This is a genomic window from Micromonospora sp. KLBMP9576 (genome assembly GCF_050941805.1).
In the GTDB taxonomy this organism is placed as follows: domain Bacteria; phylum Actinomycetota; class Actinomycetes; order Mycobacteriales; family Micromonosporaceae; genus Micromonospora.
In genome coordinates, this window is the sequence record NZ_CP194567.1 from 2,891,638 (window position 1) to 2,916,547 (window position 24,910).

Genomic DNA, 24,910 nt, shown 5'->3' on the forward strand with positions numbered 1-24,910 from the left:
GGGCCGGTGGCTCCGCGCCGGCGGCCCGGCCCGACAACCCGTCCAGCCGGGCCTCGGTGGCCGTCGCGGGCAGCCCGAACGCCGCGAACAGGCGTACCAGCCCGGCGACGTCCTTCTTCTCGAACGCCGTCACGTACCGGTCGAGCAACTCCCGCTCGGCGGCGGACGTGGGCTCGGCGACCTGGTCTCGCGGGGCGACAGGTCGTCCAGGCTGGCCCGGGCCGCTGCAGCAGGCTGTCGACCGCGGCGCTGCTGAGCCCCAGCAGGGCGCCGAGCCCCACCGGCAGCGGACGGCGGCTGCGGTTCTCCAGCGCCCGCAGGCAGGCGGTGGTGGCGATGCGGTAGAGCCAGGTCCGCAGCGACGAGCGCCCCTCGAAACCGTCGTAGGAGCGCCACGCCCTCAGGTAGGTCTCCTGGACGAGATCCTCGGCGTCGTGCATCGGGCGGTGGCCGCCGCCGACCCATCGTGGCACCGGCCGCCGGGGCGGGCCGTCTCCCAGATGGCGCCCCGCGCCCCGCGACGACCCCGGGATGGCAGGGTCGGGCATGGGTGCCCGGTCGGGAGGGCACGGTGTGACAGCACGACCGGCCGCCACGGTCGGGTCGTACCGCGGACGCCCGGCACGCCGGGTGGCCCCCAACGTCGGAGCCCGGTGCGCCGGGCGTCCGCCGGACCGCCGGAAGGCTCGGATGATGGAGGTGTCAATGGGCAAGGTCGTGTTGGACATGACGATGTCGGTGAACGGGTGCGTCGCCGGCCCGCAGGACGAGCCGGAGGGGCTGCACGACTGGTTCTTCTCCCCGTCGCCGGAGAACAAGGCGGCCGTGGAGCGGCAGACGTCCACCATCGGCGCCATGGTGATGGGCCGCCGCACGTACGACATGGGGGCCAGCCAGGGCGGGTTCGTCGACAACCCGTTCAAGGTGGAGCACTTCATCGTGTCCCACGGCACCCCCGACGAACCGGCGAAGGGCGACACCAGCTTCACCTTCGTGCCCGACGGGGTGGAGTCCGCCGTGCGCCAGGCGAAGAAGGTGGCCGGCGACCGGGACGTGGTGATCGGCGGCGGCGCCCAGATCGCCCAGCAGTGCCTGGCGGCGGGCCTGGTCGACGAGATCCGGGTCGCGGTGCGGCCGGTGCTCATCGACAACGGCATCCGGCTCTTCGACAACCTGGGCGCGCCCTCGCTGGCCCTGGAGAGCCTCGAGGCCGTGTACACCCAGGAAGTGACCCACCTGCGGTTCCGGGTCGTCCGGTAGGGGTGCTCCAGTCGTGCCCTGAGTCGCGGTCGTCCGCGCCGGACCCGCGCCGTTCTGTCCCGAACGGCGCTCGTCGGGCCAGCGGCGGGCATAGCGTCAGGCGTGGCGGCTGCCCGCCGCGGCCGTCCCCGGGGGCGGGCCAGGACGATCTGACGGTGGTGCGACGTGGACGATACCGATCCGATGCCGCTGGGCCAGCGGGAGCGGGCCGGCCGGGGCACCGGTCCGCCCCGGCTGCTGGGCGCGGTGAGCCTCGCCCTGGGGGCGGGCGGTCTGCTGGCGCCGCACGCGGTGGCCCGGCTGACCGGCGTCGACGACTCGCCCGCCGCGTGCACGGTGATTCGGGCCGTGGGGGCCCGCGAGCTGGTCCACGCGGCGGGCCTGCTCGGCGGGCGCCGGCCGGTCGGCTGGACGTGGACCCGGGTGGCCGGTGACGTCGTCGACCTCGCCCTGCTCGGCCGGGCGCTGTCCGACCGGTGTGGCGAGCGTCGTCGCCGGGTCGCCGCCAGCACCGCCGTGGTCGGCGGCATCGCCGTCGTGGACCTGCTCGCCGCCGTGCGCGCCGGGCGGGCCCGCGCCGCACAGCGGCGCGTGATCGACATGGAGGTCGCGGTCACCGTCAACCGTTCGCCGGCCGAGGCGTACCGGTTCTGGCGCGACCTGGAGAACCTGCCCCGCTTCATGTCCCACCTCGAGGCCGTCCGCGTCGACGACCTGCGCCGTTCGCACTGGATCGCGCGCGGCCCGGCCGGCCGCCGGATCGAGTGGGACGCGGAGATCGTCGACGACCAGCCGAACCGGTCGCTCGCCTGGCGGTCGCTGCCCGGCACCCGGGTGCCCAACGCCGGCCGGGTCCGGTTCGTGTCCGCGCCGGCCGAGCGCGGCACCGAGGTCCGGGTGCGGCTGCGCTACGCCCCGCCGGCCGGCGCGTTCGGGCGGGCCGTGGCGAAGATCTTCGGCGAGGAGCCGGAGCAGCAGGTCCGCGACGACCTGCGCCGGTTCAAGCAGGTCGTGGAGACCGGCGAGGTGGTCCGCTCCGAGGGCAGCCCGCACGGCATCTCCCTGCGCCAGCAGGCCATGCAGCGCCCCGCCCAGCCGCTGCCGATCGCCCGCCGCTGATCCCCGCGACCCGAGAGGACGAACCATGAAGGCCACCACCTGGACGGGCAGGGACAGCGTCAAGGTCGTCGACGTGCCCGACCCGACGATCATGAACGCGCGCGACGCGATCGTACGCGTCACCTCGACCGCGATCTGCGGCTCGGACCTGCACCTCTACCACGGCTACATCCCGGCGATGCGCAAGGGCGACATCCTCGGCCACGAGTTCATGGGCGAGGTGGTGGAGGTCGGGCCGCAGGTGCGCAACCTGCGCCCCGGCGACCGGGTGGTGGTGCCGTTCCCGATCGCCTGCGGGCACTGCTCCTCCTGCCGGCGCGGCCTCTTCTCGGTCTGCGAGAACTCCAACCCCAACGCCGGGATGGCCGAGAAGATCATGGGCCACTCGCCGGCCGGCATCTTCGGCTACTCCCACCTGCTCGGCGGCTACGCCGGCGGCCAGGCCGAGTACGCCCGGGTGCCGTTCGCCGACGTCGGCCCGGTCAAGGTGCCCGAGGACGTGCCCGACGACCAGGCGGTGCTGCTCGCCGACGTGCTGCCCACCGGCTACATGGGCGCGGAGATGTGCGACATCAAGCCCGGCGACGTGATCGCCGTGTGGGGGGCCGGCCCGGTCGGTCTGCTGGCCGCCGCCAGCGCCCGGATGCTGGGCGCGCAGCGGGTCATCGTCATCGACCGGTACCCGTACCGGCTGCGGCTGGCGCGCGAGCACGCCGGCGCGGAGACGATCAACTACGAGGACACCGACGTGCGCGACGCGCTGAACGAGATGACCGCCGGGCGGGGGCCCGACGCCTGCATCGACGCGGTCGGCCTGGAGGGGCACCACGGCAACGCCGCGATGTACGCGTACGACCGGGCCAAGCAGGCCGCCCGCGCGGAGACGGAGCGGCCGTTCGCCCTGCGCCAGGCGGTCCTGGCCTGCCGCAGCGGCGGCGTCGTCTCGGTGATCGGCGCGTACGGGGGCTTCGTGGACAAGTTCCCGATGGGGGCGTTCATGAACCGGTCGTTGATCCTGCGGACCGGCCAGTGCCACGTCCAGCGCTATCTCCGGCCGCTGCTCGACCGCATCCGGCGTGGGGACATCGATCCCAGCTTCGTCGTCAGCCACCGGATGCCGCTGCGGGACGCGGCCAAGGGCTACAAGATCTTCCAGCGGAAGCAGGACGACTGCACCAAGGTCGTCCTCAAGGTGTGAGCCGGCCTGGCCCGGGTCCGTCGTGCCGCTGCCGGCCGCGTCGGGCCCGGCGCACGGCGAACGCGATCGCGGCGACGACGAGCGCGACGCCCAGCAGTTGCAGGCCCGGCGAGTCGTCGGCCTCCCCGTGCACGACGCCGGCGACGCCGGTCGCGGCGGCGAGCAGGGCAACGAGGTACGTCATCATCGGTCTTCTCCTTCCTCGACCCACTCGAGCAGGTCTCCGGGCTGGCAGTCGAGCACCCGGCACATGGCCTCCAGGGTGCTGAAGCGCACCGCCTTGGCCCGGCCGTTCTTCAGCACCGCCACGTTTGCCGGCGTGAGCCCGACCCGCTCGGCGAACTCGCCGACGCTCATCTTGCGTTTCGCCAACTCGACGTCGATGCGGACGACGATGGGCATCAGATCACCGCTTCCATGTCGGTACGCAGCGTCGTGGCCTGCCGCAGCAGCGCGCGCATCACCACCATCAGCAGCGCCAGCGCGGCGACGCCCACCAGCATCAGGAACAGCAGGAGCGGCAGCCCCGGGTCGGACGCGGTGAAGCCGACGTAGAGGAAGACGCCCAGCAGCACCACCCAGGCCGCGGCGATCGCCCAGACGATCGCGTCCACCCATCCGAGGGAGGCGTCGCTGAAGATGCGGTCGTCGCGCACCAGGGTGAGCAGCTTCCAGGTGGCCACGATCACCACCTGGATGCACAGCACCCAGAACACCGTCACGGCCGTCGCCGGCCAGCGCAGGTAGGCCTGCTCCGGGGACTCCTCGGCCAGGTGTGCGAACTGTCCGGGCAGCGAGAAGGTCTGGAACAACACCAGGATCCCGAAGAGCAGCACGAGGAAGATTCTGAGCGGAGCCACCGCTCGATGCTCGGTCAACATACATCGACTGTCACTCGTAACCTATCGAATGTCAATAGGGTTGGCTGGAGTTGACACCCTCCCGCTCTTGTTGCCAATTATGTGCAATAAGCTCGGCGGTGCGACGACGTCATCGGCGGAGAGGACCACCCGTGCCGGACACGCTCACCCGGCCCGCCGTGACCGGCGGGCCGCACGCCGTGCCCGAGCTGATGACGGCCTGGGTGCGTGGCTGGGCCGTCTCCCGGGGCACCCCCGCCCCGGTCGCGGTCCCCGGCGGCTTCCGCGTCGACGTGGGCCTGCCGGGCCATCGCGTACGCCACGTGCTGCACACCTACGACGCCGACGCGCTCGGGCGGCTCGGCCGCACGCTGACCGCGCCCGGTACCTGGATCAAGGTCAGCGGCGATCCCGCCGGCCTGCGCGCCGCCCTGCCCGACGCCTGGACGATGGACGTCGCCGGCCACCTGATGAGCGCACCGCTCACCTGCGGCACGGTCGAGCCCCCCGCTTCGTACGCGATCCGGGTCGTCGCCGAGGGCGAGGTCGTCGTGGCGCGGGTCCTCGACGCCACCGGGCGGCAGGCGGCCCGCGGGCAGCTGGCCCGCGCCGGAGAGTTCGGGATCGTCGACCAGGTCGAGACGGACCCCGCGCACCGGCGGCGCGGCCTGGGTCGGGTCGTCATGCGCGCGCTCTGCGACGACGCGGCGCGTCGCGGGATGCGCACCGGGATCCTCGTCGCCACCGACGACGGACGCGCCCTGTACGCCACGATCGGCTGGACGGTGCGGTCGGCGGTGTCGGGGGCGTTCCGCGCCGAGGCGGGGCAGCCGTCCTGACGGTCGGCGGACCCGGCCTTCCCGGCGGCGATCCGCACCGAGCTGCGCTCGGTGCATATCCCCACAGAAAGGACATGATGCAGGTCAAGGCCGCCGGCCTGTGCCACAGCGACCTCATGTACATGGAGATCGGTGCGGCGGCGATGCCGTTCCTGCCGATGACCCAGGGGCACGAGAACGCGGGCGTCATCAGCGCGCTCGGCGCGCAGGTCGAGGGCTGGCAGATCGGCGACGTTGTGGGCGTCTGCTCCTCCGGGGTCCGGGAAGAACAAGGTCACGGGGCGGCTCGTCGCCCGCTTCGGCGACTGAACGTCGTTTCCCGGGTCGGGGCACCCGGCTGACCCGCAGTGCCCCGGTCGGCCCGGGCTCGCCCACGGCCCGCCGGCTGGCTCACGGTCAGGGGATCGGCCACTCGTGCACGGGGCGGTTGCTGTGCATCAGCGCCACGTAGTGCCGCACCACCTCCCGCAGCGCCTCCGGCCGGTCCAGGTGGTCGGTGGCCTCCAGCCGGTGCAGGGTCTCCACCTGCCAGGTCGCGCCGTTGCGCCCGGTCAGGCAGCGCTGCTCGATGATGCCGAGCAGCCGGTCGCGCTCGCCCGGGTCCAGGCCCCACCGGTCCAGCCCGTGGTGCGCCAGCGGCAGCAGGCGGCGCAGCACCAGCTCCGTGACGGGGAGGTAGCCAAGGCCGGGCCAGAACACCTGGGCGTCGATGCCGTGCCGGGCGCAGGCGGTGAAGTTCTCCTCGGCCGCGCTGAACGACATCTGCGACCACAGTGGCCGGTCGGCCTCGGCGAGTGCCCGGACCAGGCCGAAGTAGAAGGCGCCGTTGGCCACGGTGTCGAGCACCGTCGGCCCCGCCGGCAGCACCCGGTTCTCCACCCGCAGGTGCGGGCGGCCCTTCAGCACGTCGTAGACCGGCCGGTTCCAGCGGTAGACGGTGCCGTTGTGCAGCCGCAGCTCGGCCAGCTTCGGCACGTCCCCCCGGGCGAGGGCCTCGGCCGGGTCCTGCGGGTCGCAGACCGGCAGCAGCGCCGGGAAGTAGCGGACGTTCTCCTCGAACAGGTCGAACACCGTGGTGATCCAGCGCTCCCCGAACCACACCCGGGGGCGCACCCCCTGCGCCTTGATCTCGTCCGGCCGGGTGTCGGTGGCCTGCTGGAACAGCGGGATGCGGGTCTCGCGCCACAGCTCCCGGCCGAAGAACAGCGGCGAGTTCGCGCCCAGGGCCACCTGCACGCCGGCGATCACCTGCGCGGCGTTCCAGTAGTCGGCGAACTGGGCCGGACTCACCTGGAGATGGAACTGGGTGCTCGTGCAGGCGGCCTCCGGGGTGATCGTGTCGGCGGTGACCGCGAGCCGCTCCACGCCGTCGATCGCGATCCGCAGATCTTCACCGCGGGCGGCGAAGATCTGCTCGTTGAGCAGCGCGTAGCGCGGATTGGCCGACAGCGTCTCGGCGGTCAGGTGCTCCGGTCGCAGCGTCGGCAGGATGCCGATCATCACCATGTGCGCGCCGACGGCCCGCGCCCGGGCCTCGGCGGCGTTCAGGCTGGCCCGCACGCTCTGCTCGAACTCGCCGGTGCCGGTGCCGGCCAGCCGGCGCGGCGCCACGTTGATCTCGACGTTGAACTGGCCCAGCTCGGTCTGGAAACTCGGGTCGGCGACGGCGGCCAGCACGTCGGCGTTGCGCATGGCCGGCATCGAGGCCTCGTCCACCAGGTTCAGCTCGATCTCCAGCCCGGTCATCGGCCGGTCCACGTCGAACCGCGACTCCCGCAGCATCTCCGCGAAGACGTCCAGGCACCGCCGCACCTTCTCGCGATAGCGGGCCCGGTCCTCCCGACTGAAGGTCCGCACGCCGACGTCCTCGCCCATGGTCACCGCCCTGTCACCCGTTGGTCCCCCTAACCTCGCACGCGCGGGGCGGACCGGGGAAGACCCGAAGGTCCCTGTACGTACCCGGCCGGAGCCCGCGTGATTCCTGTCGCCTCCGCCGCCCGCACGCCCGTCCCCGCCGGACCGGCCGCTAGCATGTGCGGCAACCGGGTCAGGGAGTGACGATGCGCGAGAAGATCACCAGGCTGTTCGTGGCGGCGGCGATCGCCGAGGCCTGCTCCTGGCTGGCCCTGCTGATCGGCATGGCCGTCAAGTACGGCCCGCCCGGCAACGAGATCGGCGTGCAGATCTTCGGCCCGGTCCACGGCGCCCTCTTCGTCGCGTACGGCGTGCTGGTGCTCGCGATGGCCCGGCTGCACCGGTGGCGGGCATGGCCGACCCTCGTGGCGCTGGCCTGCGCCGTGCCGCCGTTCGCCACCCTGGTCTTCGAGCGCTGGGCCGCCCGGCGCGGCATGCTGAGCGGCGCCGACGAGGGGCCGGACCGGTCGCGGACCCCCGTCGGCGAAGAGGTGCCCGCGGGACGCTGAGCGGGCCCGGCCCGGCGTGGGCCGCACGCTCAACCGGCGAGGAAGCCGGCCAGCGCGGCGGCGAGCTGCCCCGGTGCCTCCTCGGCCATGTGGTGCTCCGAGTCGATCGGGGCCACCCGCACGTCGTCGGCCCAGTCCCGCCAGATCGCCGCCGGGTCGCCGTACAGGTCGACCATGTCGTCGCGCTCCGACCAGCAGAACAACACGGGGCAGGCGATGCGCCGCCCCGCCGCCCGGTCGGCGTCGTCGGCCGCCCGGTCCGGCCCGAGCCCGGCCCGGTAGTCCTCGCACATCGCGTGCACCGTCGCGGGGTCGTGGATCGCCCGGCGGTAGTCGGCGTACGCCTCCTCGCCCATGGCGGCCGGCGAGCCGCCGTACCAGGCGTCCGGGTCGGCGTTGATCACCCGCTCCGCGGGCCTGTCGGACTGGCCGAGGAAGAACCAGTGCCACCAGCGGGCCGCGAACCGGGCGTCGGCGCGGGCCAGCGCCTCCCCGATCGGCACCCCGTCGAGCACGCCCAGCCGGCTGACCCGCTCCGGGTGGTCCAGGGCCGTACGCATCGCCGCGTAGCAGCCCCGGTCGTGCCCCACCACCGCCGCGCGGTCGTGCCCGAGCGCGTCGAGCAGGCCGACCACGTCGCGGGCCATGGCCCGCTTCGCGTACGCGGTGTGCCCGGGGTCGCTCGGCGGCTTCGACGAGCCGCCGTAGCCGCGCAGATCCGGACAGATGACCGTGTGCTCGCGGGCGAGCAGCGGCGCGACCCGGTGCCAGGTGGCGTGGGTGCGCGGATGCCCGTGCAGCAGCACCACGGGTGGGCCCGAACCGCCGTGGCGGACCCGCAGTCGCACCTCGCCGACATCGACGTGTTCCAGCGTGAAACCCTCGAACATGACCGGCACCGTACCCGCAGGCCCGCCTGCGGCAACCCCGCCCGCCGGGCCGGCCCGCGCCCGGCGGGCGTCAGGTCAGCGCGAACCAGGCCGCCACGGCGACCAGCAGCGTGCCCAGCGTCGCCTGGAGCAGCAGCGGTGGCCCGAGGTGTGACCAGAGGGTGGCGGTGCGCGGGGTGAGTAACTGGCCCGTGGTCAGGTTGACGATCCGCTCGATCTTCGGCGGCAGGTCCGGGTCGGCCTGCCGGCGCAGGGTGAGCTGCACGTGGTCGGCGGGGTGCACGGCGCTCTGCGGCAGGTGCCCGTGCAGCTCGACCTCGCAGAGCCGCCCGGCCGTGTCGCGCAGCCGCACCGGGGTGACCAGGTATTCCGGGCCCTTCTTCAGCTCCTTGAACGGCCGTCGGGCCGCGCCGGAGCCGGCGGAGAGCAGGGAGCGCGCCAGCGTCGCCAGCAGGCCGACGACGCCGGCCGCCGCGAGCACCGCGACCAGCACCGGTTGGCCGATCCGCACCTCGCGCGGGTAGCCGTCCAGGAGCCGCACGATCCGGCCGGTGACGATCCGTTCGGTCGGGTGGACGATCCGCCGGGTCTGCACGTCGCTGTCCATCTTCACCACCCAGAGTCCGGTTGCGTGCACCGATGGTATCGGTCGTACGGGTTGAACGACATGAATGAACCTCACTCACCCCCGGCGCGTCGGCCAGGTGACATCCGCGGCGGCGGGGGTAAGCGGGGGGCCGAGCTGGAAAGGGGTCGAGCATGCAGCTGTCCTTCCTGCGCCCGCTCTACGACCGCCCGGGACCGTGGGTCTCGGTGTACTTGGACGCCTCCGCCAACACCGAGGACGCCCACCCGGCGCTCGACCTGCGCTGGCGGGCCCTGCGCGAGCGACTGCAACAGCAGCGCGCCGACGCCGCCACCATCGACGCCGTCGAACTCCTCGTGCGGGGCCACGACCCGATGCCCGGCGACTACGGGCTGGCGGTCTTCGGCACCCGTGGCCAGGTGGTGCTCTCCGAGTACCTCTCCGCGCCGCCGCTGCGGGACCTCGCCGCGTACACCCCGTTGCCGCACGTGATGCCGCTGCTGGCGCAGCGCGGCGAGCAGGTGGCCTGGGTGCGCGTGCTGGCCGACCGCACCGGCGCCGACGCCACCGCGATCAGCGCCGGCGGCGTGCCGCGCCGCGCCCACGTGAGCGGCCGGGAGCACTTCCAGCTACGCCGGGTGCAGCCCGGCGGCTGGTCGCAGTCCAAGTACCAGAAGGCCGCGATGGAGGCCTGGCACCACAACGCGGGCGACGTCACCGCCGCCACCGTGGAACTGGCCGAGAAGGTCGGTGCGGAGGTGGTGGTGGTCGCCGGCGACATGCGCGCCACCGGCATGATCGCCGCCCAGATGCCGCGACGCTGGCAGGATCTGATGGTGCGCACCGACGCCGGTTCCCGGGGCGACGGCGCCGACCAGAGCCTGCTCGACGATCTCACCGTGCAGACCATCGCCGAGGTCGCCGACCAGCGCGTCTCCGCCGTGCTGGACCGCTTCGGCATGCAGGAGGACGTCGGTTCCGGGCTGGACGCCGTGGTGTCCGCACTGCAACGCAACCAGGTCGAGACGATGCTCCTCGTCGACGACCCGTCCGCGAACGGGGAGCTCTGGATCGGGCCGGACCCGACCGAGATCGCCACCGACCCGGGCCAGCTCGCCGCCATGTCCGTACGCGACCCGGAGAAGGTCCGCGCCGACGCCGCGCTCGTGCGCGCGCTGGTCGGCACCGACGCCGAGCTGACCGTGCTCGGCCCCGACGAGGCGCCGGAGCTGGCCGACGGGGTCGGCGCGGTGCTGCGCTACGTCGACCCCGGCACGCCGGGTCGCGGCGATGGCTGAGCGTACGGTGGCCGCCCTGGTGGTCGAGCGGCTGCGCGCGTGGCGGGTGCCGCGGGTCTTCGGCTATCCCGGGGAGGCCGTCGCGCCGGTGGTCGAGGCGTTGGACGCCGCGGGCGGCGACCCGGCGTTCGTGCCGGCCCGCCACGAGGAGACGGCGTCCTACATGGCCACCGGGCACGCCAAGTTCACCGGCGGCATCGGGGTCTGCCTGGCCACCCAGGGGCCGAGCGCCGTGCAACTGCTCAACGGCCTCTACGACGCCAAACTGGACAGCAAGCCGGTGGTGGCGATCGTCGGCGAGGACGTCTCGGGGCCGCTCGGCGCCGCCCACCAGGAGATCGGGCTGAGCCGGCTCTTCGGCGACGTGTGCCACGAGTTCGTCCGCTACGGGCGCACTCCCGGTGGGGTGCCGGCCCTGCTCGACCAGGCGTTCCGCACCGCCGCCGCCACCCGCAGCCCGGTCTGTGTGGTGCTGCCCCGGCAGTTGCAGGAGGCCGCCGCGCCCGACCTGCAGGCGTACGCCGCCGGGGTGCTCTCGGCGACGCCGGGGGAACCGCTGGCCCGGGTCCTGCCACACGAGGCGGACCTGGACGCCGCCGCCCAACTGTTCGCCAACGGCCAGCGCACCGCGATCCTCGTCGGCCAGGGCGCCCGGGGCGCGGCCGGGGACATCGTCGCCCTCGCCGACCGGCTCGGCGCCGGCGTGGCCGCGTCGCTGCTGGGCAAGCCGGTGCTCGACGAGCGGCTGCCCTTCCACACCGGCGTCCTCGGCGAGGTCGGCACGCCGGCCGCCGCCGAGCTGATGGGCGGCTGCGACACCCTGCTGCTCGTCGGCACCAACAACCCGTGGTCGGGTTACCTGCCGATGCCGGGGCAGGCCCGCACGGTGCAGATCGACATCGACGGCCGCCGCGTCGGCAGCCGGTACCCGGTGGACGTGCCGCTGGTGGGCGACGCCCAGGAGACGCTGCGGGCGCTGCTGACCCGGGTGCCCGAGCGGCCCAACTCCCGGTGGCGGGAGACCGTCGAGGCGTCGGTCGAGCGGTGGCGCGGCGAGCGGACCGAGCGGGCCGCCGCCCCCGCCGAGCCGGTGAACCCGCAGCTCGTGCTGCACGAGCTGGCCGCCCGGATGCCGCGTCGCGGGGCGGTAGCGGTGGACGTCGGGTCGGTCCTGTACTGGTACGCCCGGCACCTGGAGCTGCCGCCCGGCGTCAACGCGCAGCTCTGCGGCACCCTCGGCTCGATGGGCTGCGCCCTGCCGTACGCGGTGTCGGCCAAGCTCGCCGTCCCGGACCAGCCCGTGATCGCCCTGCTCGGCGACGGCGCGATGCAGCTCAACGGCCTCGCGGAGCTGGTCACCGTGGCGCATCACTGGCGGGAGTGGGCCGATCCCCGCCTGGTGGTGCTGGTGCTCAACAACCGGGACCAGTCCGGCAGGGGCGGCGGCCGTGCGCCGACCGACCCGACGCACCGCCGGCCCGACGTGCCGTACGCCGGCTGGGCGCGGCTGCTCGGGCTGCACGGCGTCCGCGTCGACCGCCCGGAGCTGGTGGGGGCGGCCTGGGACGAGGCGCTGGCGGCGGACCGTCCCTGCGTGCTGGAGGCGGTGGTCGACCCGGCGGTGCGGCTGCTGCCCCCCGAGCCCGCGTTCGCGGACCTGCGCGAGGTGTTCGCCGGCGGCGACGCCGCCCGGCGCGTCCGTGAGGGGATGCTCGCCGCCGGGGTGGCCGTGGAGGCCGACGACCTCGTTTAGCCGCCCGCTTCGGGGGCACTGGACCGGTGCAGTAGACGCTGGAGGTCACCTTGCCCGAAGAACCCACGGATCGCCGGTACGGTCCCGCACCCCTGCCGCAGCCCCGTGGGCCGGTCTCGGCGGCGCTTCTCGACGCGTTGCGGCGGGCGCCGCACGACCTGCCGGCGGGGCTCGGCGCCGGGCTCGACCCGGCCACCCCGCTCACCGACGAGGATCTTCAGCTCACCCTCTTCTGCTGCTACGAGCTGCACTACCGGGGCTGGCGGGGCGTCGACGATGCCTGGGAGTGGCAGCCGTCACTGCTCGGGCTGCGCGCGTACGCCGAACGGATCTTCGAGGCGGCGGTGCGGGCGCTGGTGGGGCCGTTGCCGGCCGTGCCGCCCGGTCAGGTGCCGGCGGCCCTGGCCGACGTGGTCGCCGCGGACGACGGGCCGCCGCTCGCCGGGCACCTGCAGCGCCGGGCGTCGCTGGCGCAGTTCCGGGAGTTCGTCACCCACCGCTCGATCTACCACCTGCGGGAGGCCGATCCGCACAGCTGGGCCCTGCCACGCCTCGGCGGCCCCGCGAAGGCCGCGCTGGTGGAGATCCAGATGGACGAGTACGGCAACGGGCGGCTGGACCGGATGCACGCCGAGCTGTTCCGCGTCACGCTGGGCCGGCTCGGGCTGGACACCGGGTACGCCGCCCACCTGGACGAGGTGCCGGCGCTCACCCTGGCCACCAACAACCTGATGTCGCTGTTCGGGCTGCACCGTCGGCTGCGCGGCGCCCTGATGGGACACCTGGCCGCGTACGAGATGACCTCCTCGTTGCCGAACCGCCGATACGGCAACGGGCTGCGCCGCCTCGGCCTGACCGGCCCGGTGACCCGCTTCTACGACGAGCACGTCGAGGCCGACGCGGTGCACGAGCAGATCGCCGCGCACGACCTGTGCGGGGGACTGGTGCGGGTGGAGCCGGGGCTCGCCCCGGACGTGCTGTTCGGCGCCGCCGCCGCGCTGGCGGTGGACCGGCTCTTCGCCGCGCACCTGCTGGACGCCTGGGCCGCCGGACGCACGTCGCTGCGCGACCAGGCCGCGGGGATCCGCATCGACCTGCGAGGGCGCCCGCGACCCGGCAGCCGCGCCGCCGTCGTGGCCTGACGCCGGCCGGCCCGTCCGGCGCGACGCGGTGAGGTGGTGGGTCAGCGGTCGCGGGCGGTGCCGGCCCGGAAGCCGACGGCCTTGTGCGTGCCGTCGCAGAACGGCTTGAGCGCCGACTTGCCGCACCGGCACAGCGCCACCGTGCCCCGCCTCGCGTCGATGGTCTCGCCGTCGGGGGTGACCAGGGCGAAATCGCCCCGGACCAGCAGCGGCCCGTCCCGGTACGGGGTGATGGTGGTCGTCGCCGCGGGGGCGTCGTCGTCGCTGCGCATGGGCGCTGATGTGCCCCTTGCGCCGACCCTGAAACCCGGCTCACCGGCGTGTCGTACCGGCCGGCGCCCGGCGTCCCCGCCCGCTTCGGCGACCCGTCCGGGATCTTCTGGTTGCTCCCGCACGGTGGGGGATGCCCCGTTTGAACCGCATCGGGGCGGGAAGCCGGGCCGCGTGGTGAGCGAACGAGGCAAGGTGGAGCCGGTGCACGAGGTGCGCGAGGGGCTCACGGCGGCGGGTGCCGGGCTGGCGGGCGACCGGGTCGTGGCCGCGGGCAGCCTCGCCCGCGTCCTGGTGGCCGCCACCGCGCGGGCGCTGCGCGGCGCCGACTGCGCCGACCTGGGGCACCCCGGGCACCCCGGACCCCTGTCCCGGTTCGCCGGCGCGCCCGAGCCGGTGCGGCGTGCGGCCGTGACCCGGGCCGCCGGCCGGGTGGCGCTCACCCCCGGCCAGACGGCCGAGGTCGACGCCGACCGGGTCGCCCGCTGGTTCGCCGAGCAGTACCCGCGCCGCCGCTACCCGGGCGCCCTGATCGGCTCGCCGCACGGCGCGGTCGCGCACCTGGCGCTGGCGCTCGGCGTGCCCTGGCTGCCGGCCGGGTTCGAGATGACCGCGCACTGGGCTCAGGGGGCCGTGGACCGCCCGCGGGCCGCCCTCGACCACGGCGCCGCGCTCGCCGCCCGCTTCCTCGCCGGCAACGCCGACCTGCACGTACGCCAGGTGCACTGCCCCGCCAGCCGGGGCGCGCTGGCCGGCGCGACGGTGTCGCTGGCGGCCCGGTGGCAGGGCCTGCCGGCCGCGTACGCGCGCTTCCTGGCCGACCGGCTGGAGCCGGCCGCCCCGGTGCTGCTGCTGCACGACGCCCGGACCTGGCCCGTGTTCGACTCCGCCCCCGGGCACAGCTTCCAGGTCGGCTGCCCGGCCAGCGGCCTGGACCCGGTCGACTTCCACCCCGACAGCCACGCCCTGCGCCAGGTGCTGCGCGCGGTCGGCGGCGACGGCGCGCGCTGGGCGCCGCCGGAGGTCACCTCCCCGCCCGGGCCGGCCGAGCACGGCGTGGAGCCCGGTCTCGAGGCCGCCGTCCGGGAGTGGACCGGCCGGCACGGGCATCCGCTGCACCAGGTCCTCGTGCCCCGACCGGAGGCGCTCAGCGCCGCCACCGCCGACCTGTACCGGCGCTGGCTGCGCGCCGCCGGCAAGACCGGCGACCGGCTGGTGGTGGAGTGCGGCCGGCTGCTCGACCCGTGGCAGGTGGTACGGGCCGGGATGGTGCCCTACTGGTGCGAGAACGCCACCCGGCGCAGCGTGGAGCAGGCGGAGTGGTGGCTCGCCGGCAGCGAGGCGTTCAGCTCGGTGGACGTGCTGCCCGAGCCGCCCGGGCTGCGGTCGCCGGCGCTGGCCGGGTTGCCGCAGTGGCTGGCCGTCGCCGGCTTCGGCCGTCGCCGCAGGGCGCTGGACCGCAGCTCGGCACGCGGCTACCCGGTCACCTCGGTGCCCACCCGCCGGGCGACGGAGGTGCTGCGCGCGCAGCCGTACGACCTGCCGACGCCGCCGCCGATGACCGTCGTCGACGCCCTCGCGGCGCTGCGCGACAGCGGCTCCCACCAGGGATTACAGGTCTGTTGAGCCGGCCCTTTCGAAACATCCTCGCGAACCCGGGGTCCCGTGGTTGAGTACCTACGAAGCGGGAACACCGCTGGCTGCGACGGCCTGACCGCGCCCTGTGGCACGCCGTCGTCGCCCGCTGGCATCCCAGTCATGTGACCCACTTTCCGGCCCGGTGCGTGGTGCGACCACGCGCGCGCACGACCGGTTTCCTGTATCCGGGCGGGGGACCTTCCTGAGGGAGGCGCGGATGTTCGGACAGACCACCACCACACCACCACCACCGACCGAACGGGGCTTGGAGGACCTGGACGCGGCCGCACTGGCGTACGCGGCCCGAATCCAGGGCCTACCGCCGCAACGGTGCCAGGAGGCACGTGACGACCTGGTCCGCTTCGCCCTGCCGTTCGCGGGCCGGCTGGCCCGCCGCTACCGGGGGCGGGGCGAACCGCTGGAGGACCTCGAGCAGGTCGCCCGCCTCGGCCTGGTCAACGCCGTCGACCGGTACGACCCGGAACGGGGCTCGTTCACCGCGTACGCCGCGATCACCATCGTCGGTGAGATCAAGCGGCACTTCCGCGACCGCACCTGGGGCGTGCACGTGCCGCGCCGGCTGCGCGACCTGATCCTGGAGGTGGGGCAGGCCACCGCGGCGCTGACCAGCGAGCTGTCCCGGGCCCCGTCGGTCGCCGAGCTGGCGGAGCGGCTGGAGACGCCGCAGGAGGAGATCCTCGCCGCGCTGGAGTCGGCCGCCGGCTACAGCCCGGCCTCGCTGAACGCGCCGGTCGGCGGGGAGAGCTCCGCCGAGTTCGGTGACCTCGTCGGCGAGTCCGACAACGCACTGGAATCGGTCGACGACCGGGTGACCGTCAGCGGGCTGCTGCACCGGTTGCCCTGGCGGGAGCGGCGCATCCTGGCCATGCGTTTCTACGGCAACCAGACCCAGGCGGAGATCGCCGCCCGGTTCGGCATCTCCCAGATGCACGTGTCCCGACTGTTGTCGCGGGCGCTGACCTGGCTGCGCCAGGCGATGCTCGCCGACGCCGCGCCACCGTGGCAGAACGGCGCCGCCGAGTCCGAGCCGGCCAAGACGAGGATCTCGGTGCGGCACAACGGCGACCGGGTGGTCGTGGAGGTCGGCGGGGAGATCGACCGGCACGGCGCGGACCAGCTCCGCAGGGCGATGCTGGAGGCCGTGACCGGGCAGCCCGCCGAGGTGGTGGTCGACCTGGTCGGCGCGGGCGACTTCGACGCCGGCGGCATCGCGGCGCTGCTGGCGGGCCGCGAGGCCGCCGCCCGCACCGGGGTGCCGCTGCGACTGACCCGGGTCCAGCCGGCCGTGCGCCGCTCGCTCACCGCGGCGGGCCTGGCCCCGGCCCGCGAGGGCTGAGCGCACCGACCCCCACCACAGCCGGCACGGCGCGCGGCGGGGCCGGCACCCACGCGGTGCCGGCCCCGCCGCGTACGCGTGCTCAGTGCTCCGGCGTGTCGCCGGGCCCGCGCGGGTGCCGCCACTGGTCGTTCTCCTGCGTCTCCCGCTGGGCGCCGAGGTTGGTCTCCTCCGGCTCGTCGGTCTGCTCGAAGCTGGGCCGGCGCACGTCGTCGGGCTCCGGTACGTCCACCGGCCGCGCCCCGGACTGCGGCGCCGGGTGGTACGCGGTCGCCTCGCGCGCGCCGTGCGCCCCCTCCAGCGACGGGGAGTCGGGCCGGTGCTTCTCGCGGTGCAACTCGTCGCGGAAGTCCTGCGGCGGCTTCGTGGCGCGCTGCGGCAGGTCGCGGCCGAGGTCGGCGACCAGCGGCCCGTACTTGAGGTCGAAGGCGGGGCGCTCGGAGCGGATGCGGGGCATCCGGTCGAAGTTGCGCAGCGGCGGCGGGCAGGTGGTGGCCCACTCCAGCGAGTTGCCGAAACCCCAGGGGTCGTCGACGGTCACCACCGCCCCGTACCGCCAGGACTTCCAGGCGTTGTAGATGAAGATCAGCGTGGAGGCGCCGAGCACGAACGAGAAGATGGTGGAGACGGTGTTCAGCGCCGTGAACCCGTCGTTGGGCAGGTAGTCGGCGTACCGGCGGGGGAAGCCCTCGTTGCCCAGCCAGTGCTGGACGAGGAAGGTGCCGTGGAAGCCGATGAACATCGTCCAGAAGTGGGCCTTGCCGAGCCGCTCGTCGAGCAGCCGGCCGGTCATCTTCGGCCACCAGAAGTAGAGGCCGCCGAAGAGCGCGAAGACCACCGTGCCGAACAGCACGTAGTGGAAGTGCCCGACGACGAAGTACGTGTCGTGGGTGTGCCAGTCCACCGGCGGGCTGGCCAGCAGCACCCCGGTGAGGCCGCCGAAGAGGAAGGTGACCAGGAAGCCGATCGCGAAGAGCATCGGCGTCTCGAAGGTGAGTTGCCCCTTCCACATCGTGCCGATCCAGTTGAAGAACTTCACCCCGGTCGGCACCGCGATCAGGTAGCTCAGGATGCTGAAGAACGGCAGCAGCACCTGCCCGGTGGCGAACATGTGGTGCGCCCACACGGTCATCGAGAGCACGGTGATCGCGATGGTGGCCAGCACCAGGCCGGTGTAGCCGAAAATCGGCTTGCGGGAGAAGACCGGGATGATCTCGGTGATGATGCCGAAGAAGGGTATCGCGATGATGTAGACCTCGGGGTGGCCGAAGAACCAGAACAGGTGCTGCCACAGCATCGGCCCGCCGGTCGACGGGTCGTAGACGTGGGCGTTGAGCAGCCGGTCCGCGGCGAGGGCCAGCAGCGCGGCGGCGAGCAGCGGGAACACCAGGATCACCAGGACGCTGGTGAAGAGCATGTTCCAGGTGAAGATCGGCATTCGGAACATGGTCATGCCGGGCGCGCGCAGGGTGAGGATCGTGGTGATCAGGTTGACCGCGCCGAGGATGGTGCCCAGCCCGGAGACGACCAGGCCGATCACCCACAGGTTGGCGCCGACGCCGGGCGAGTGCTCCTGGCTGCTCAGCGGCGTGTAGGCGGTCCAGCCGAAGTCGGCGGAGCCGTTCGGGGTGAGGAAACCACCGAGCACCATCAGGCCACCGATCAGGTAGAGCCAGTAGGCGAGGGCGTTGAGCCGGGGGAACGACACGTCGGGCGCGCCGATCTGGATCGGCACGATGTAGTTGGCGAACCCGAACGCCGCCGGGGTGGCGAACAGCAGCAGCATGACCGCGCCGTGCGAGGTGAAGAGCTGGTTGTACTGCTCGGCGGAGAGGAACTGCAGGCCGGGCCGGGCCAGCTCGGCCCGGATCAGCATCGCCTCGATCCCGCCGACCAGGAAGAAGCAGAACGAGGTCAGCAGGTAGAGCAGACCGATCTGCTTGTGGTCCGTGGTGCCGAGGAACCGGGTCAGCTTTCCGCCCGGGACCGCCTTGCGCAGCGGCCCGGGAAAGCCGCCGAATCGCGCCGGCACCAGGATCGCCGGCCCCCGGTCACGTGCAGGTTCCGTGGTTACCCGCTTGGGCATGTGCCTCTCACCCCGCCATGACGACAGATAGGACGGCGCGGCCTACCCGCCCCTCATGCCATGAAACCAGGCGACAGCGGTTATTCAGGCGAGAGTGGTAAATTAGGTCAATTGGCGGGCAGGGTGGCCCAGACGACCTTGCCGTCCCCCACCGGGACGCTGCCCCACCGCTGGGCCAGCTCGCGCACGAGCATCAGCCCGCGGCCACCCTCCACCCGCGGGTCGGCGGACCTCTCCCGGACCACGGCCCGGCTGCCGTCGGCCACCGTCACGTGCAGGTAGGGCCGGCACAGCGTCAGCGTCACCCGCATCGGCGTGCCGGCGTGCCGGACCACGTTGCCGACCAGCTCGCTGAGCACCAGCGACGCCGGGCCGGCAGCCGCCGGTAGCTGCCACCGCGCGCACGCGTCGCCCACCAGCTCCCGCGCCCGCCGGCAGGCGTCCGCGACCGGTTCGAGGCGGACCCGCAGCCGGGGCGCCGCCGCCGCGTTCGCCACCCGGGTCGCCTCGTCGCGGTCCGGGCGTACGGGCACCACCCGGCAGGCGGTCGACCGCGCCAGCCAGTCCGCCGCCTCGGGCGGCGGGGCGCAGAGCACGACGGGCACCGCGGGCCAGCCGGCCGCCCGGCGGGCGGCGGCCGCGAAGACCGACAGGGCCAGCGGGTCACCCACGGTGACGTCGGTGAGGTCCACCACGAGGGCGTCGGGCTGCTCGGCGAGGCAGCCGTCCAGCGTGTGGTGCACCGTCCGCATGGTGCCGAGATCGAGGCCGCCCCGAACGCGCACGACGGTCACGGGTGACTCGTCCTGCACCTCGCAGCTGATCCGGCTCGGCATGGGCACCTCGTTTCGCCTCGTCGGTAGATCTGCGAACTACCCGGGCCCGCGCGGCACCAAACCGGACCGGCCGGCGGGCGTGCACCGCCGGTCGGTCCGATGGGTCACGGTGCGTCACCGTCGGGGGCGGCCCCGGGTGGTCAGGAGGCCGAGCGCGATCATGCCCAGCCCGAGGAACAGGTGCAGCCAGTTGTCGGCGGTGTTGAGCGGAATGAAGTTGGCCTCGCTGTCGTGGTCGATCACCAGCCCGTAGAGCCAGAGCACCAGGTAGATCGCGCCGCCGCCGACCAGGAACGTCCGGGCGCCCGAGATGGTGCGGGCCAGCGCCAGCCCGACCACCCCGAAGAGCAGGTGGACGATGTTGTGCAGCACGGAGACCTGGAACAGGCCGAGCAGTCTGGCCTCCGACTCGTGCCCGGCGAAGCGCAGGTCGCCGAAGTCGCTCGTGACGCCCGGCACGAAGCCGAGCACGCCGATCAGGAGGAAGAGCACCGACACGACCGTGGCGGCCCGCCGCACCGGCGCCCTGCCGTCCGCCGGGTCGTGCCGGGCGCGCGAGCGCGCCGTGGGACCGGTCACTGCCATCTCCTTACTGTGCGGAAGCCAGGCGTCGCGCGACTTCCCGCTGCCCCCGCCGGCAAACCCCCCGGCCACCGGCACTGCGGGGCGTCGAGGTGCCGGCGGCACAACGCGAGCGGGCCGCCCCGCCGACGCACGGCGGGGCGGCCCGGCGACGCACGGCCTCCGTCAGGCTGGTTGCAGGCGCGTGGCGGCGCCCTGACGGACCCGCTCGTAGAGGCCCACGTACTTCTCGGCCATCACCGCCGGGGTGAAGCGCAGCGCGGCCTCGCGCCGGCACTCGCCCGGGTCGAGCGTCTTGGCGGCCAGCAGCAGGTCGCCCAGCTCGTCCTCGTCGGTGGTCAGCAGGCCGGTGCGGCCGTGCTCGATCAGCTCGGGCAGGCAGCCCCGCGCGGTCGCCACCACCGGCGTGCCCAGCGCCAACGACTCGACCACCGCGGTGCCGCCCGGTTCCTCCCAGCGCAGCGGGAACAGCGAGGCCCGCGCCCCGGCCAGCAGGTCGTCGCGCTCCTGCCCGGCCACCGTGCCGACCCAGCGGACCAGGTCGCCGTCGACGTGCGGGGCCACCTCGTCGTGGAAGAACCGCACGTCCGGGTTCTGCCGGGCCTCGTCCCCGGCGGCGGCCAGGTCCTCCGGCCGGTGGTACGGGCCGACGGGCCCGGCGAGCACCAGCGGCAGCCCCAACCGCTGGGCCAGGCGCGCCCCCACGTCCTGCCCCTTGCCCGGGTTGATCCGGCCCAGGATGATCAGGTAGTCGCCCTTGACCGCCGGGGGCCGGCGGTCCGCGTCCACGGCGAGCGGGGTGGCCAGGTGCACGTGCCCCACCGAGTGCTCCCGCAACGCCCGGGGGGCGCGCGCCACCTGCGAGGCGGAGACGCCGTTGACCCGGACCCGGTCGCCGCCGTCGAAGTTGCCGTAGAGCGCGGGGTGCTTGGCCAGGTCCCAGTGCAGCGTGTGCAGCGCAGGCGGGGCGTCCGGGCCCATGGCGGCGAGCGTGGCCAGGCCGACGGCCTCCACGTGGTCGTGGATCACGTCGACGTCGTCGCGGGAGCGCAGCGCGCGCACCACCCCGGACAGGTGCGCCTGCGAGATGCCGCAGACCTGGTTGTACGGCCGTTGCAGGGCGTGGAACTGGCCGTCGGGGAAGACCGAGAACATCTCGTCGACCGGGAGCGTGCTGCTGCCGACCGAGGCGAGCACCACCCGTACGCCGAGCCGGCGCAGCTCCGGCACCAGCGTCGCGATCACGTTCTCGATGCCGCCGTAGCCGGGTGGCGGCACGGACAGCCAGGGACCGGCGTTCATCAGGACGGTCAGGCTCATGCGGGGTTCCTTACCTCGGCGGGGCCCCGGGGCGTCCGCGCCCCGGGGCCCACGGTCATCACCTGTCGCACGCTCATGCCGCGGCGACGCGTCGGCGGGGGATGCGGTGGCGCAGCTCCGCCAGCGGCGGGCGCTCCGCCACGGAGACGTCGCTGACGACGATCTCGCGGTCGAGGTTCGGCAGGGCTTCGGAGCCGCCGCGCCGGAACTGCGTCAGCAGGGCGGCGGGCATCGCGCCCGGTGCCGCCCAGCCGCGCCGCTGCAACCGCGACCAGGCGGTGAGCATGATCTGCGCCGACATCCGGCCCAGGGCGGCGGTGTCCTGGTGGCGGTGCTTGCGTTCGCCCAGGTCCACCTGGGCCAGCGCGTCCAGGCCGACCAGTTCGAGCAGGTCGATCAGCATGGCCGTCTCCACGCCGTAGCCGGAGACGAACGGCACCCGCTCCAGCACCTCCCGGCGCCCGGCGTACTCACCGGCGAGGGGCTGCACGAAGCCGGCCAGCTCCGGCCAGAACAGGTTCAGCATCGGCCGGGCCATCAGCTCCGTCACCCGCCCGCCGCCGTCGGCCTCCACGCTGGACGCCCCGACCAGGGGGCGGTGGTAGAAGCCCTTCACGAAGTCCACCGACGGGTCGGTCAGCAGGGGTCCGATCAGCCCGGTCACGAAGTGCGGGCGGAACTCGCGCAGGTCGGCGTCGATGAACGCCACCACGTCACCCTCGGCCGCGGCCAGCCCCGCCCAGAGGGCGTCGCCCTTGCCGGTGAGCTGGGGCAGCCCCCGCGTCATCGCGTCCTGCCCGACGACCTCCGCGCCGGCCGCGCGGGCCACCTGGGCGGTGCGGTCGGTGGACCGGGAGTCCACGACGATCAGCTCGTCGACCAGGGCCACCCGCTCCATCAGGTGCTCACGGATGGTCGACACGATCGCGCCGACTGTCGCCTCCTCGTTGCGGGCCGGCAGCACCACGCTGACCCTGTTGTCTCCCTTGGCGCGCATCAGGCGCCGCGCCGGCCAGTCGTTGGCGGAGGTGGTGCGGTATGTGGCCCACGCCTCCACCACCGGTGAAACCGTCGTTTCCGCGTTCCGCACAGGCACCCCCATGATCGTGGTGGAAAAACCGTTCGTTGTTTTTCCCACTCCGCCCCTCGCGCTAACCGCTGATGGCTAACAGCTTGATCACGATGGTGCCGTGACCGAGTTGCGCCCCGGTGAACGTTTGGTTGCGACCGCGCCAGGGGAGTGCTGTCGCTGAAACACGAAAACATGACGAAGGGCTTTTCATATGCGCACGTGCCGGGTGGGACTTGTTGGGGCCGGCGGGGTGGCGCAACGCCACGCCCGGGTGTTGGGCGGCTTCGCGGACGTGGAGCTGCTCGGAGTGACCGACGTGCTGCCGCAGGCGGCGGAGGAACTGGCGCGGGCGCACGGCACCCGTACCTTCGGCGACGTCGCCGAGCTGCTGGCCGCCGGCCCGGACGCGGTCTACGTCTGCGTGCCCCCGTTCGCCCACGGGCCGGCGGAGGAGGCCGTCGTCGCGGCCGGGGTGCCGATGTTCGTGGAGAAGCCGGTCGCCGTCGACCTGGTGACCGCCGAGCGGATCGCCGACCTGGTGGCCCGGCGCGGGCTGCTCACCGGCGTCGGGCACCACTGGCGGTACCTGCCGGTGGTGCAGCAGGCCCGGGAGTTGCTCGGCGACCGTCCGGTGCGGATGGTCGCCGGCGCGTGGTGGGACAAGGTCCCCCCGGTGGCGTGGTGGTCGCGGCGGGACCGCTCCGGCGGCCCGGTCGTCGAGCAGGCCGCCCACGTGCTCGACCTGGTCCGGTGCCTGGTCGGGGAGGTCACCGAGGTAACCGCGTACGGCAACGGCACCCCGCCGCCCGTCGACGGCGCCGACATCGACTCGGTGACCACCGCGACGCTGCGCTTCGCGAACGGCGCGGTCGGCACCCTCACCGCCGCCTGCGTGCTCGGCTGGAAGCACCGCGCCGGGCTGGAGATCCTCGCCGACGGGCTGGCGCTGTCGCTGACCGAGGACGCCCTGGTGGTCCGCGACGCCGACGGGGAACGCCGCTTCGAGGCCGACCCGGACGCCGCCCGGGTGGCCGTGGACCGGGCCTTCGTCGACGCGGTCCGGGGCGTCGGCGACGACGTGCGCGTCCCGTACGCCGAGGCCCTCGGCACCCAGCGGCTCGCCCTCGCGGTCGCCGACTCCGCCCGCACCGGCCGGCCGGTGCGCCTGGACGCCCCGGCCGCCGCGCCGCTGAGCACGGGGGTGACGGTCGATGCGTGACAAGGTGGTGGTGGTCAGCGGCCCCGGCCGGGTGGAGCTGGTCGAGCAGGACGCCCCGGAGCTGACCGAGGGCACGTTCCGGGTCGAGACGCTGTTCAGCGGCGTCTCCGCGGGCACCGAGCTGAGCTATGTCAAGGGCACGAACCCCTACCTGAACGTCACCTGGGACGCCGCCCTCGGGCTCTTCCGTCCGGGCGCGGCGAGCACCCCGTACCCGGTGAACCGGCTCGGTTACATGCAGGTCGGCCGGGTGGTGCAGAGCCGCACCCCGGCCATCGCCGAGGGCACCGTCGGCGCGATGACGTACGGCCACCGCACCGGCTGGGTCGCCGACCCGGTCGCCGAGCGGTTCGTGCCGCTGCCCGAGGACCTCGACCCGCTGCTCGGCGTCTACGTCGCGCACATGGGACCGATCTGCGCCAACGGGGTGCTGCACGCCGCCGCCGACCTGCACGGCGCCGACGTGCGGTCGCTGGGCGACGGGGTGCGCGGCCGCCGGGTCGCGGTCGTCGGCAGCGGGGTGGTGGCCCTGCTGACCGCCCTGTTCGCCAGGCGGCACGGCGCCGCCTCGGTGGTGGTGCTCGACCCGACCCCGCAGCGGCGGGCCGTCGCCGAGGCCCTGGGCCTGCAGACCCTCGACCCGGAGGCCGACGACCCGGCGGTGGTGCTCAAGACCCGCTGGGCGCACGGCCCCGGCGACCGGGGCGCCGACGTGGTGTTCCAGTGCCGGGGGCAGGCGTGGGCGTTGCAGCTCGCGCTGCGTCTGCTGCGCCCTCAGGGCACGGTGGTCGACCTGGCCTTCTACCAGGACGGCGCGGACGCGGTCCGCCTCGGTGAGGAGTTCCACCACAACGGGCTGTCGCTGCGCTGCGCGCAGATCGGCCGGGTGCCGCGCGGGCTCGCCCCCACCTGGGACCGGGAGCGCCTCTCCGCCGAGACGATCGACCTGCTGCGCGCGTACGGGGACGTGATCCGCAAGCACCTGGTCTCGGCGGTGGTGCCGTTCGAGGAGGCGCCGACGCTGCTGACCGACCTCGCCGAGCGGCGCCGCCAGGAACTCCAGGTGGTGCTGACCGTCTGACCGTCGCCCGGGGCCGGCCGCGCCCGAGACCGCGGCCGGCCCCCGCGGCGGGCTCGGGCGGCCGGCCGCCGCCAGCTTCCG

General features: G+C 74.1%; 25 protein-coding genes and 1 pseudogene. 13 read left to right on the forward strand and 13 right to left on the reverse strand.

All coding sequences use genetic code 11. From position 1 onward, the window contains the following. Positions 1-79 precede the first annotated feature (79 nt). Positions 80-440 (reverse strand): annotated as a pseudogene (locus ACQ452_RS12890) (sigma factor); the annotation flags it as partial. Between the two features lie 265 nt (positions 441-705). Between ACQ452_RS12890 and ACQ452_RS12895 the strand changes: the two are divergent. The 3 genes from ACQ452_RS12895 to ACQ452_RS12905 all read left to right on the forward strand — a co-directional run bounded on the left by ACQ452_RS12895 (position 706) and on the right by ACQ452_RS12905 (position 3,577). Continuing rightward, positions 706-1,260, forward strand: coding sequence for a dihydrofolate reductase family protein (locus ACQ452_RS12895; protein ID WP_433393444.1), 555 nt, complete (start codon positions 706-708; stop codon positions 1,258-1,260). Between the two features lie 165 nt (positions 1,261-1,425). Further along, positions 1,426-2,379, forward strand: a complete 954-nt coding sequence (locus ACQ452_RS12900; protein ID WP_433393445.1) for an SRPBCC family protein — start codon at positions 1,426-1,428, stop codon at positions 2,377-2,379. A 25-nt stretch (positions 2,380-2,404) separates the two neighbouring features. Further along, on the forward strand, positions 2,405-3,577 hold the full coding sequence (locus ACQ452_RS12905; RefSeq protein WP_433393447.1) for a zinc-dependent alcohol dehydrogenase: 1,173 nt from the start codon (positions 2,405-2,407) through the stop codon (positions 3,575-3,577). Here the strand turns inward: ACQ452_RS12905 and ACQ452_RS12910 are convergent. Genes ACQ452_RS12910 through ACQ452_RS12920 form a run of 3 tightly spaced genes read right to left on the reverse strand, consistent with a single transcriptional unit; the run spans position 3,567 to position 4,437 of the window. Next, the gene (locus ACQ452_RS12910) at positions 3,567-3,764 is read right to left on the reverse strand and encodes a hypothetical protein (RefSeq protein WP_433393449.1); all 198 of its coding nucleotides are present in this window, start codon (positions 3,762-3,764) and stop codon (positions 3,567-3,569) included. The two genes, ACQ452_RS12905 and ACQ452_RS12910, sit on opposite strands and share 11 nt — an antisense overlap. Beyond that, positions 3,761-3,979 carry a helix-turn-helix domain-containing protein gene (locus tag ACQ452_RS12915; RefSeq protein ID WP_433393451.1) on the reverse strand — a complete coding sequence of 73 codons (219 nt, stop codon included), beginning with the start codon at positions 3,977-3,979 and terminating at the stop codon, positions 3,761-3,763. The genes ACQ452_RS12910 and ACQ452_RS12915 overlap by 4 nt, the downstream gene beginning before the upstream one ends. After that, on the reverse strand, positions 3,979-4,437 hold the full coding sequence (locus ACQ452_RS12920; protein ID WP_433393453.1) for a DUF2975 domain-containing protein: 459 nt from the start codon (positions 4,435-4,437) through the stop codon (positions 3,979-3,981). The genes ACQ452_RS12915 and ACQ452_RS12920 overlap by 1 nt, the downstream gene beginning before the upstream one ends. 152 nt (positions 4,438-4,589) lie before the next feature. Between ACQ452_RS12920 and ACQ452_RS12925 the strand changes: the two genes are divergently transcribed. Beyond that, positions 4,590-5,276, forward strand: coding sequence for a GNAT family N-acetyltransferase (locus ACQ452_RS12925; protein WP_433393455.1), 687 nt, complete (start codon positions 4,590-4,592; stop codon positions 5,274-5,276). 74 nt (positions 5,277-5,350) lie between these two features. Further along, on the forward strand, positions 5,351-5,617 hold the full coding sequence (locus tag ACQ452_RS12930) for an alcohol dehydrogenase catalytic domain-containing protein (protein ID WP_433393457.1): 267 nt from the start codon (positions 5,351-5,353) through the stop codon (positions 5,615-5,617). Positions 5,618-5,672: 55 nt separating this feature from the next. Here the strand turns inward: ACQ452_RS12930 and ACQ452_RS12935 are convergent, their stop codons facing one another. After that, a complete protein-coding gene (locus ACQ452_RS12935; RefSeq protein WP_433393459.1) occupies positions 5,673-7,151 on the reverse strand; it encodes a glutamate--cysteine ligase in 1,479 nt (492 codons plus the stop codon). A gap of 185 nt (positions 7,152-7,336) precedes the next feature. Between ACQ452_RS12935 and ACQ452_RS12940 the strand changes: the two genes are divergently transcribed. Next, on the forward strand, positions 7,337-7,699 hold the full coding sequence (locus ACQ452_RS12940) for a DUF3817 domain-containing protein (RefSeq protein ID WP_433393461.1): 363 nt from the start codon (positions 7,337-7,339) through the stop codon (positions 7,697-7,699). A 29-nt stretch (positions 7,700-7,728) separates the two neighbouring features. Here ACQ452_RS12940 and ACQ452_RS12945 read toward each other — a convergent pair whose 3' ends face one another. Further along, entirely contained in the window at positions 7,729-8,589 is an 861-nt protein-coding gene (locus ACQ452_RS12945) for an alpha/beta fold hydrolase (RefSeq protein ID WP_433393463.1), read from the reverse strand. A gap of 70 nt (positions 8,590-8,659) precedes the next feature. Continuing rightward, the gene (locus ACQ452_RS12950; protein ID WP_433394121.1) at positions 8,660-9,205 is read right to left on the reverse strand and encodes a hypothetical protein; all 546 of its coding nucleotides are present in this window, start codon (positions 9,203-9,205) and stop codon (positions 8,660-8,662) included. A gap of 143 nt (positions 9,206-9,348) precedes the next feature. On the opposite strand from ACQ452_RS12950, the gene ACQ452_RS12955 reads away from it, so the two are divergent. The 3 genes from ACQ452_RS12955 to ACQ452_RS12965 are packed head-to-tail and all read left to right on the forward strand — an operon-like array spanning position 9,349 to position 13,368. Continuing rightward, positions 9,349-10,473, forward strand: coding sequence for a Vms1/Ankzf1 family peptidyl-tRNA hydrolase (locus ACQ452_RS12955; protein ID WP_433393465.1), 1,125 nt, complete (start codon positions 9,349-9,351; stop codon positions 10,471-10,473). After that, on the forward strand, positions 10,466-12,226 hold the full coding sequence (locus ACQ452_RS12960; RefSeq protein WP_433393467.1) for a thiamine pyrophosphate-binding protein: 1,761 nt from the start codon (positions 10,466-10,468) through the stop codon (positions 12,224-12,226). The genes ACQ452_RS12955 and ACQ452_RS12960 overlap by 8 nt, the downstream gene beginning before the upstream one ends. 50 nt (positions 12,227-12,276) lie before the next feature. Next, entirely contained in the window at positions 12,277-13,368 is a 1,092-nt protein-coding gene (locus ACQ452_RS12965) for an iron-containing redox enzyme family protein (RefSeq protein ID WP_433393469.1), read from the forward strand. Positions 13,369-13,409: 41 nt separating this feature from the next. Here the strand turns inward: ACQ452_RS12965 and ACQ452_RS12970 are convergent, their stop codons facing one another. Continuing rightward, entirely contained in the window at positions 13,410-13,640 is a 231-nt protein-coding gene (locus ACQ452_RS12970) for a CDGSH iron-sulfur domain-containing protein (RefSeq protein ID WP_433393470.1), read from the reverse strand. Between the two features lie 211 nt (positions 13,641-13,851). Here ACQ452_RS12970 and ACQ452_RS12975 point away from each other — a divergent pair, with 211 nt between their 5' ends. Beyond that, on the forward strand, positions 13,852-15,264 hold the full coding sequence (locus tag ACQ452_RS12975; protein ID WP_433394123.1) for a hypothetical protein: 1,413 nt from the start codon (positions 13,852-13,854) through the stop codon (positions 15,262-15,264). A gap of 229 nt (positions 15,265-15,493) precedes the next feature. Continuing rightward, positions 15,494-16,633, forward strand: a complete 1,140-nt coding sequence (locus ACQ452_RS12980) for a SigB/SigF/SigG family RNA polymerase sigma factor (protein WP_433393472.1) — start codon at positions 15,494-15,496, stop codon at positions 16,631-16,633. Between the two features lie 82 nt (positions 16,634-16,715). On the opposite strand, the gene ctaD is transcribed toward ACQ452_RS12980, so the two are convergent. From ctaD to ACQ452_RS13005, 5 genes are all read right to left on the reverse strand, one after another. Continuing rightward, complete coding sequence (gene ctaD, locus ACQ452_RS12985) at positions 16,716-18,719, reverse strand: aa3-type cytochrome oxidase subunit I (RefSeq protein ID WP_433393473.1); 2,004 nt, start codon at positions 18,717-18,719, stop codon at positions 16,716-16,718. 107 nt (positions 18,720-18,826) lie between these two features. Then, entirely contained in the window at positions 18,827-19,555 is a 729-nt protein-coding gene (locus ACQ452_RS12990; protein WP_433393474.1) for an ATP-binding protein, read from the reverse strand. A 114-nt stretch (positions 19,556-19,669) separates the two neighbouring features. Further along, on the reverse strand, positions 19,670-20,134 hold the full coding sequence (locus tag ACQ452_RS12995; RefSeq protein ID WP_433393475.1) for a DUF4383 domain-containing protein: 465 nt from the start codon (positions 20,132-20,134) through the stop codon (positions 19,670-19,672). A gap of 168 nt (positions 20,135-20,302) precedes the next feature. Next, the gene (locus ACQ452_RS13000) at positions 20,303-21,457 is read right to left on the reverse strand and encodes a glycosyltransferase (RefSeq protein WP_433393476.1); all 1,155 of its coding nucleotides are present in this window, start codon (positions 21,455-21,457) and stop codon (positions 20,303-20,305) included. A gap of 73 nt (positions 21,458-21,530) precedes the next feature. Further along, on the reverse strand, positions 21,531-22,514 hold the full coding sequence (locus ACQ452_RS13005; RefSeq protein WP_433394125.1) for a glucosyl-3-phosphoglycerate synthase: 984 nt from the start codon (positions 22,512-22,514) through the stop codon (positions 21,531-21,533). Positions 22,515-22,740: 226 nt separating this feature from the next. On the opposite strand from ACQ452_RS13005, the gene ACQ452_RS13010 reads away from it, so the two are divergent. Together ACQ452_RS13010 and ACQ452_RS13015 are read left to right on the forward strand one after the other, a co-directional pair. Then, positions 22,741-23,748, forward strand: a complete 1,008-nt coding sequence (locus tag ACQ452_RS13010) for a Gfo/Idh/MocA family protein (protein ID WP_433393477.1) — start codon at positions 22,741-22,743, stop codon at positions 23,746-23,748. Further along, on the forward strand, positions 23,741-24,829 hold the full coding sequence (locus ACQ452_RS13015) for a zinc-dependent alcohol dehydrogenase (protein WP_433393479.1): 1,089 nt from the start codon (positions 23,741-23,743) through the stop codon (positions 24,827-24,829). The genes ACQ452_RS13010 and ACQ452_RS13015 overlap by 8 nt, the downstream gene beginning before the upstream one ends. The last annotated feature ends 81 nt before the right edge of the window (positions 24,830-24,910 follow it).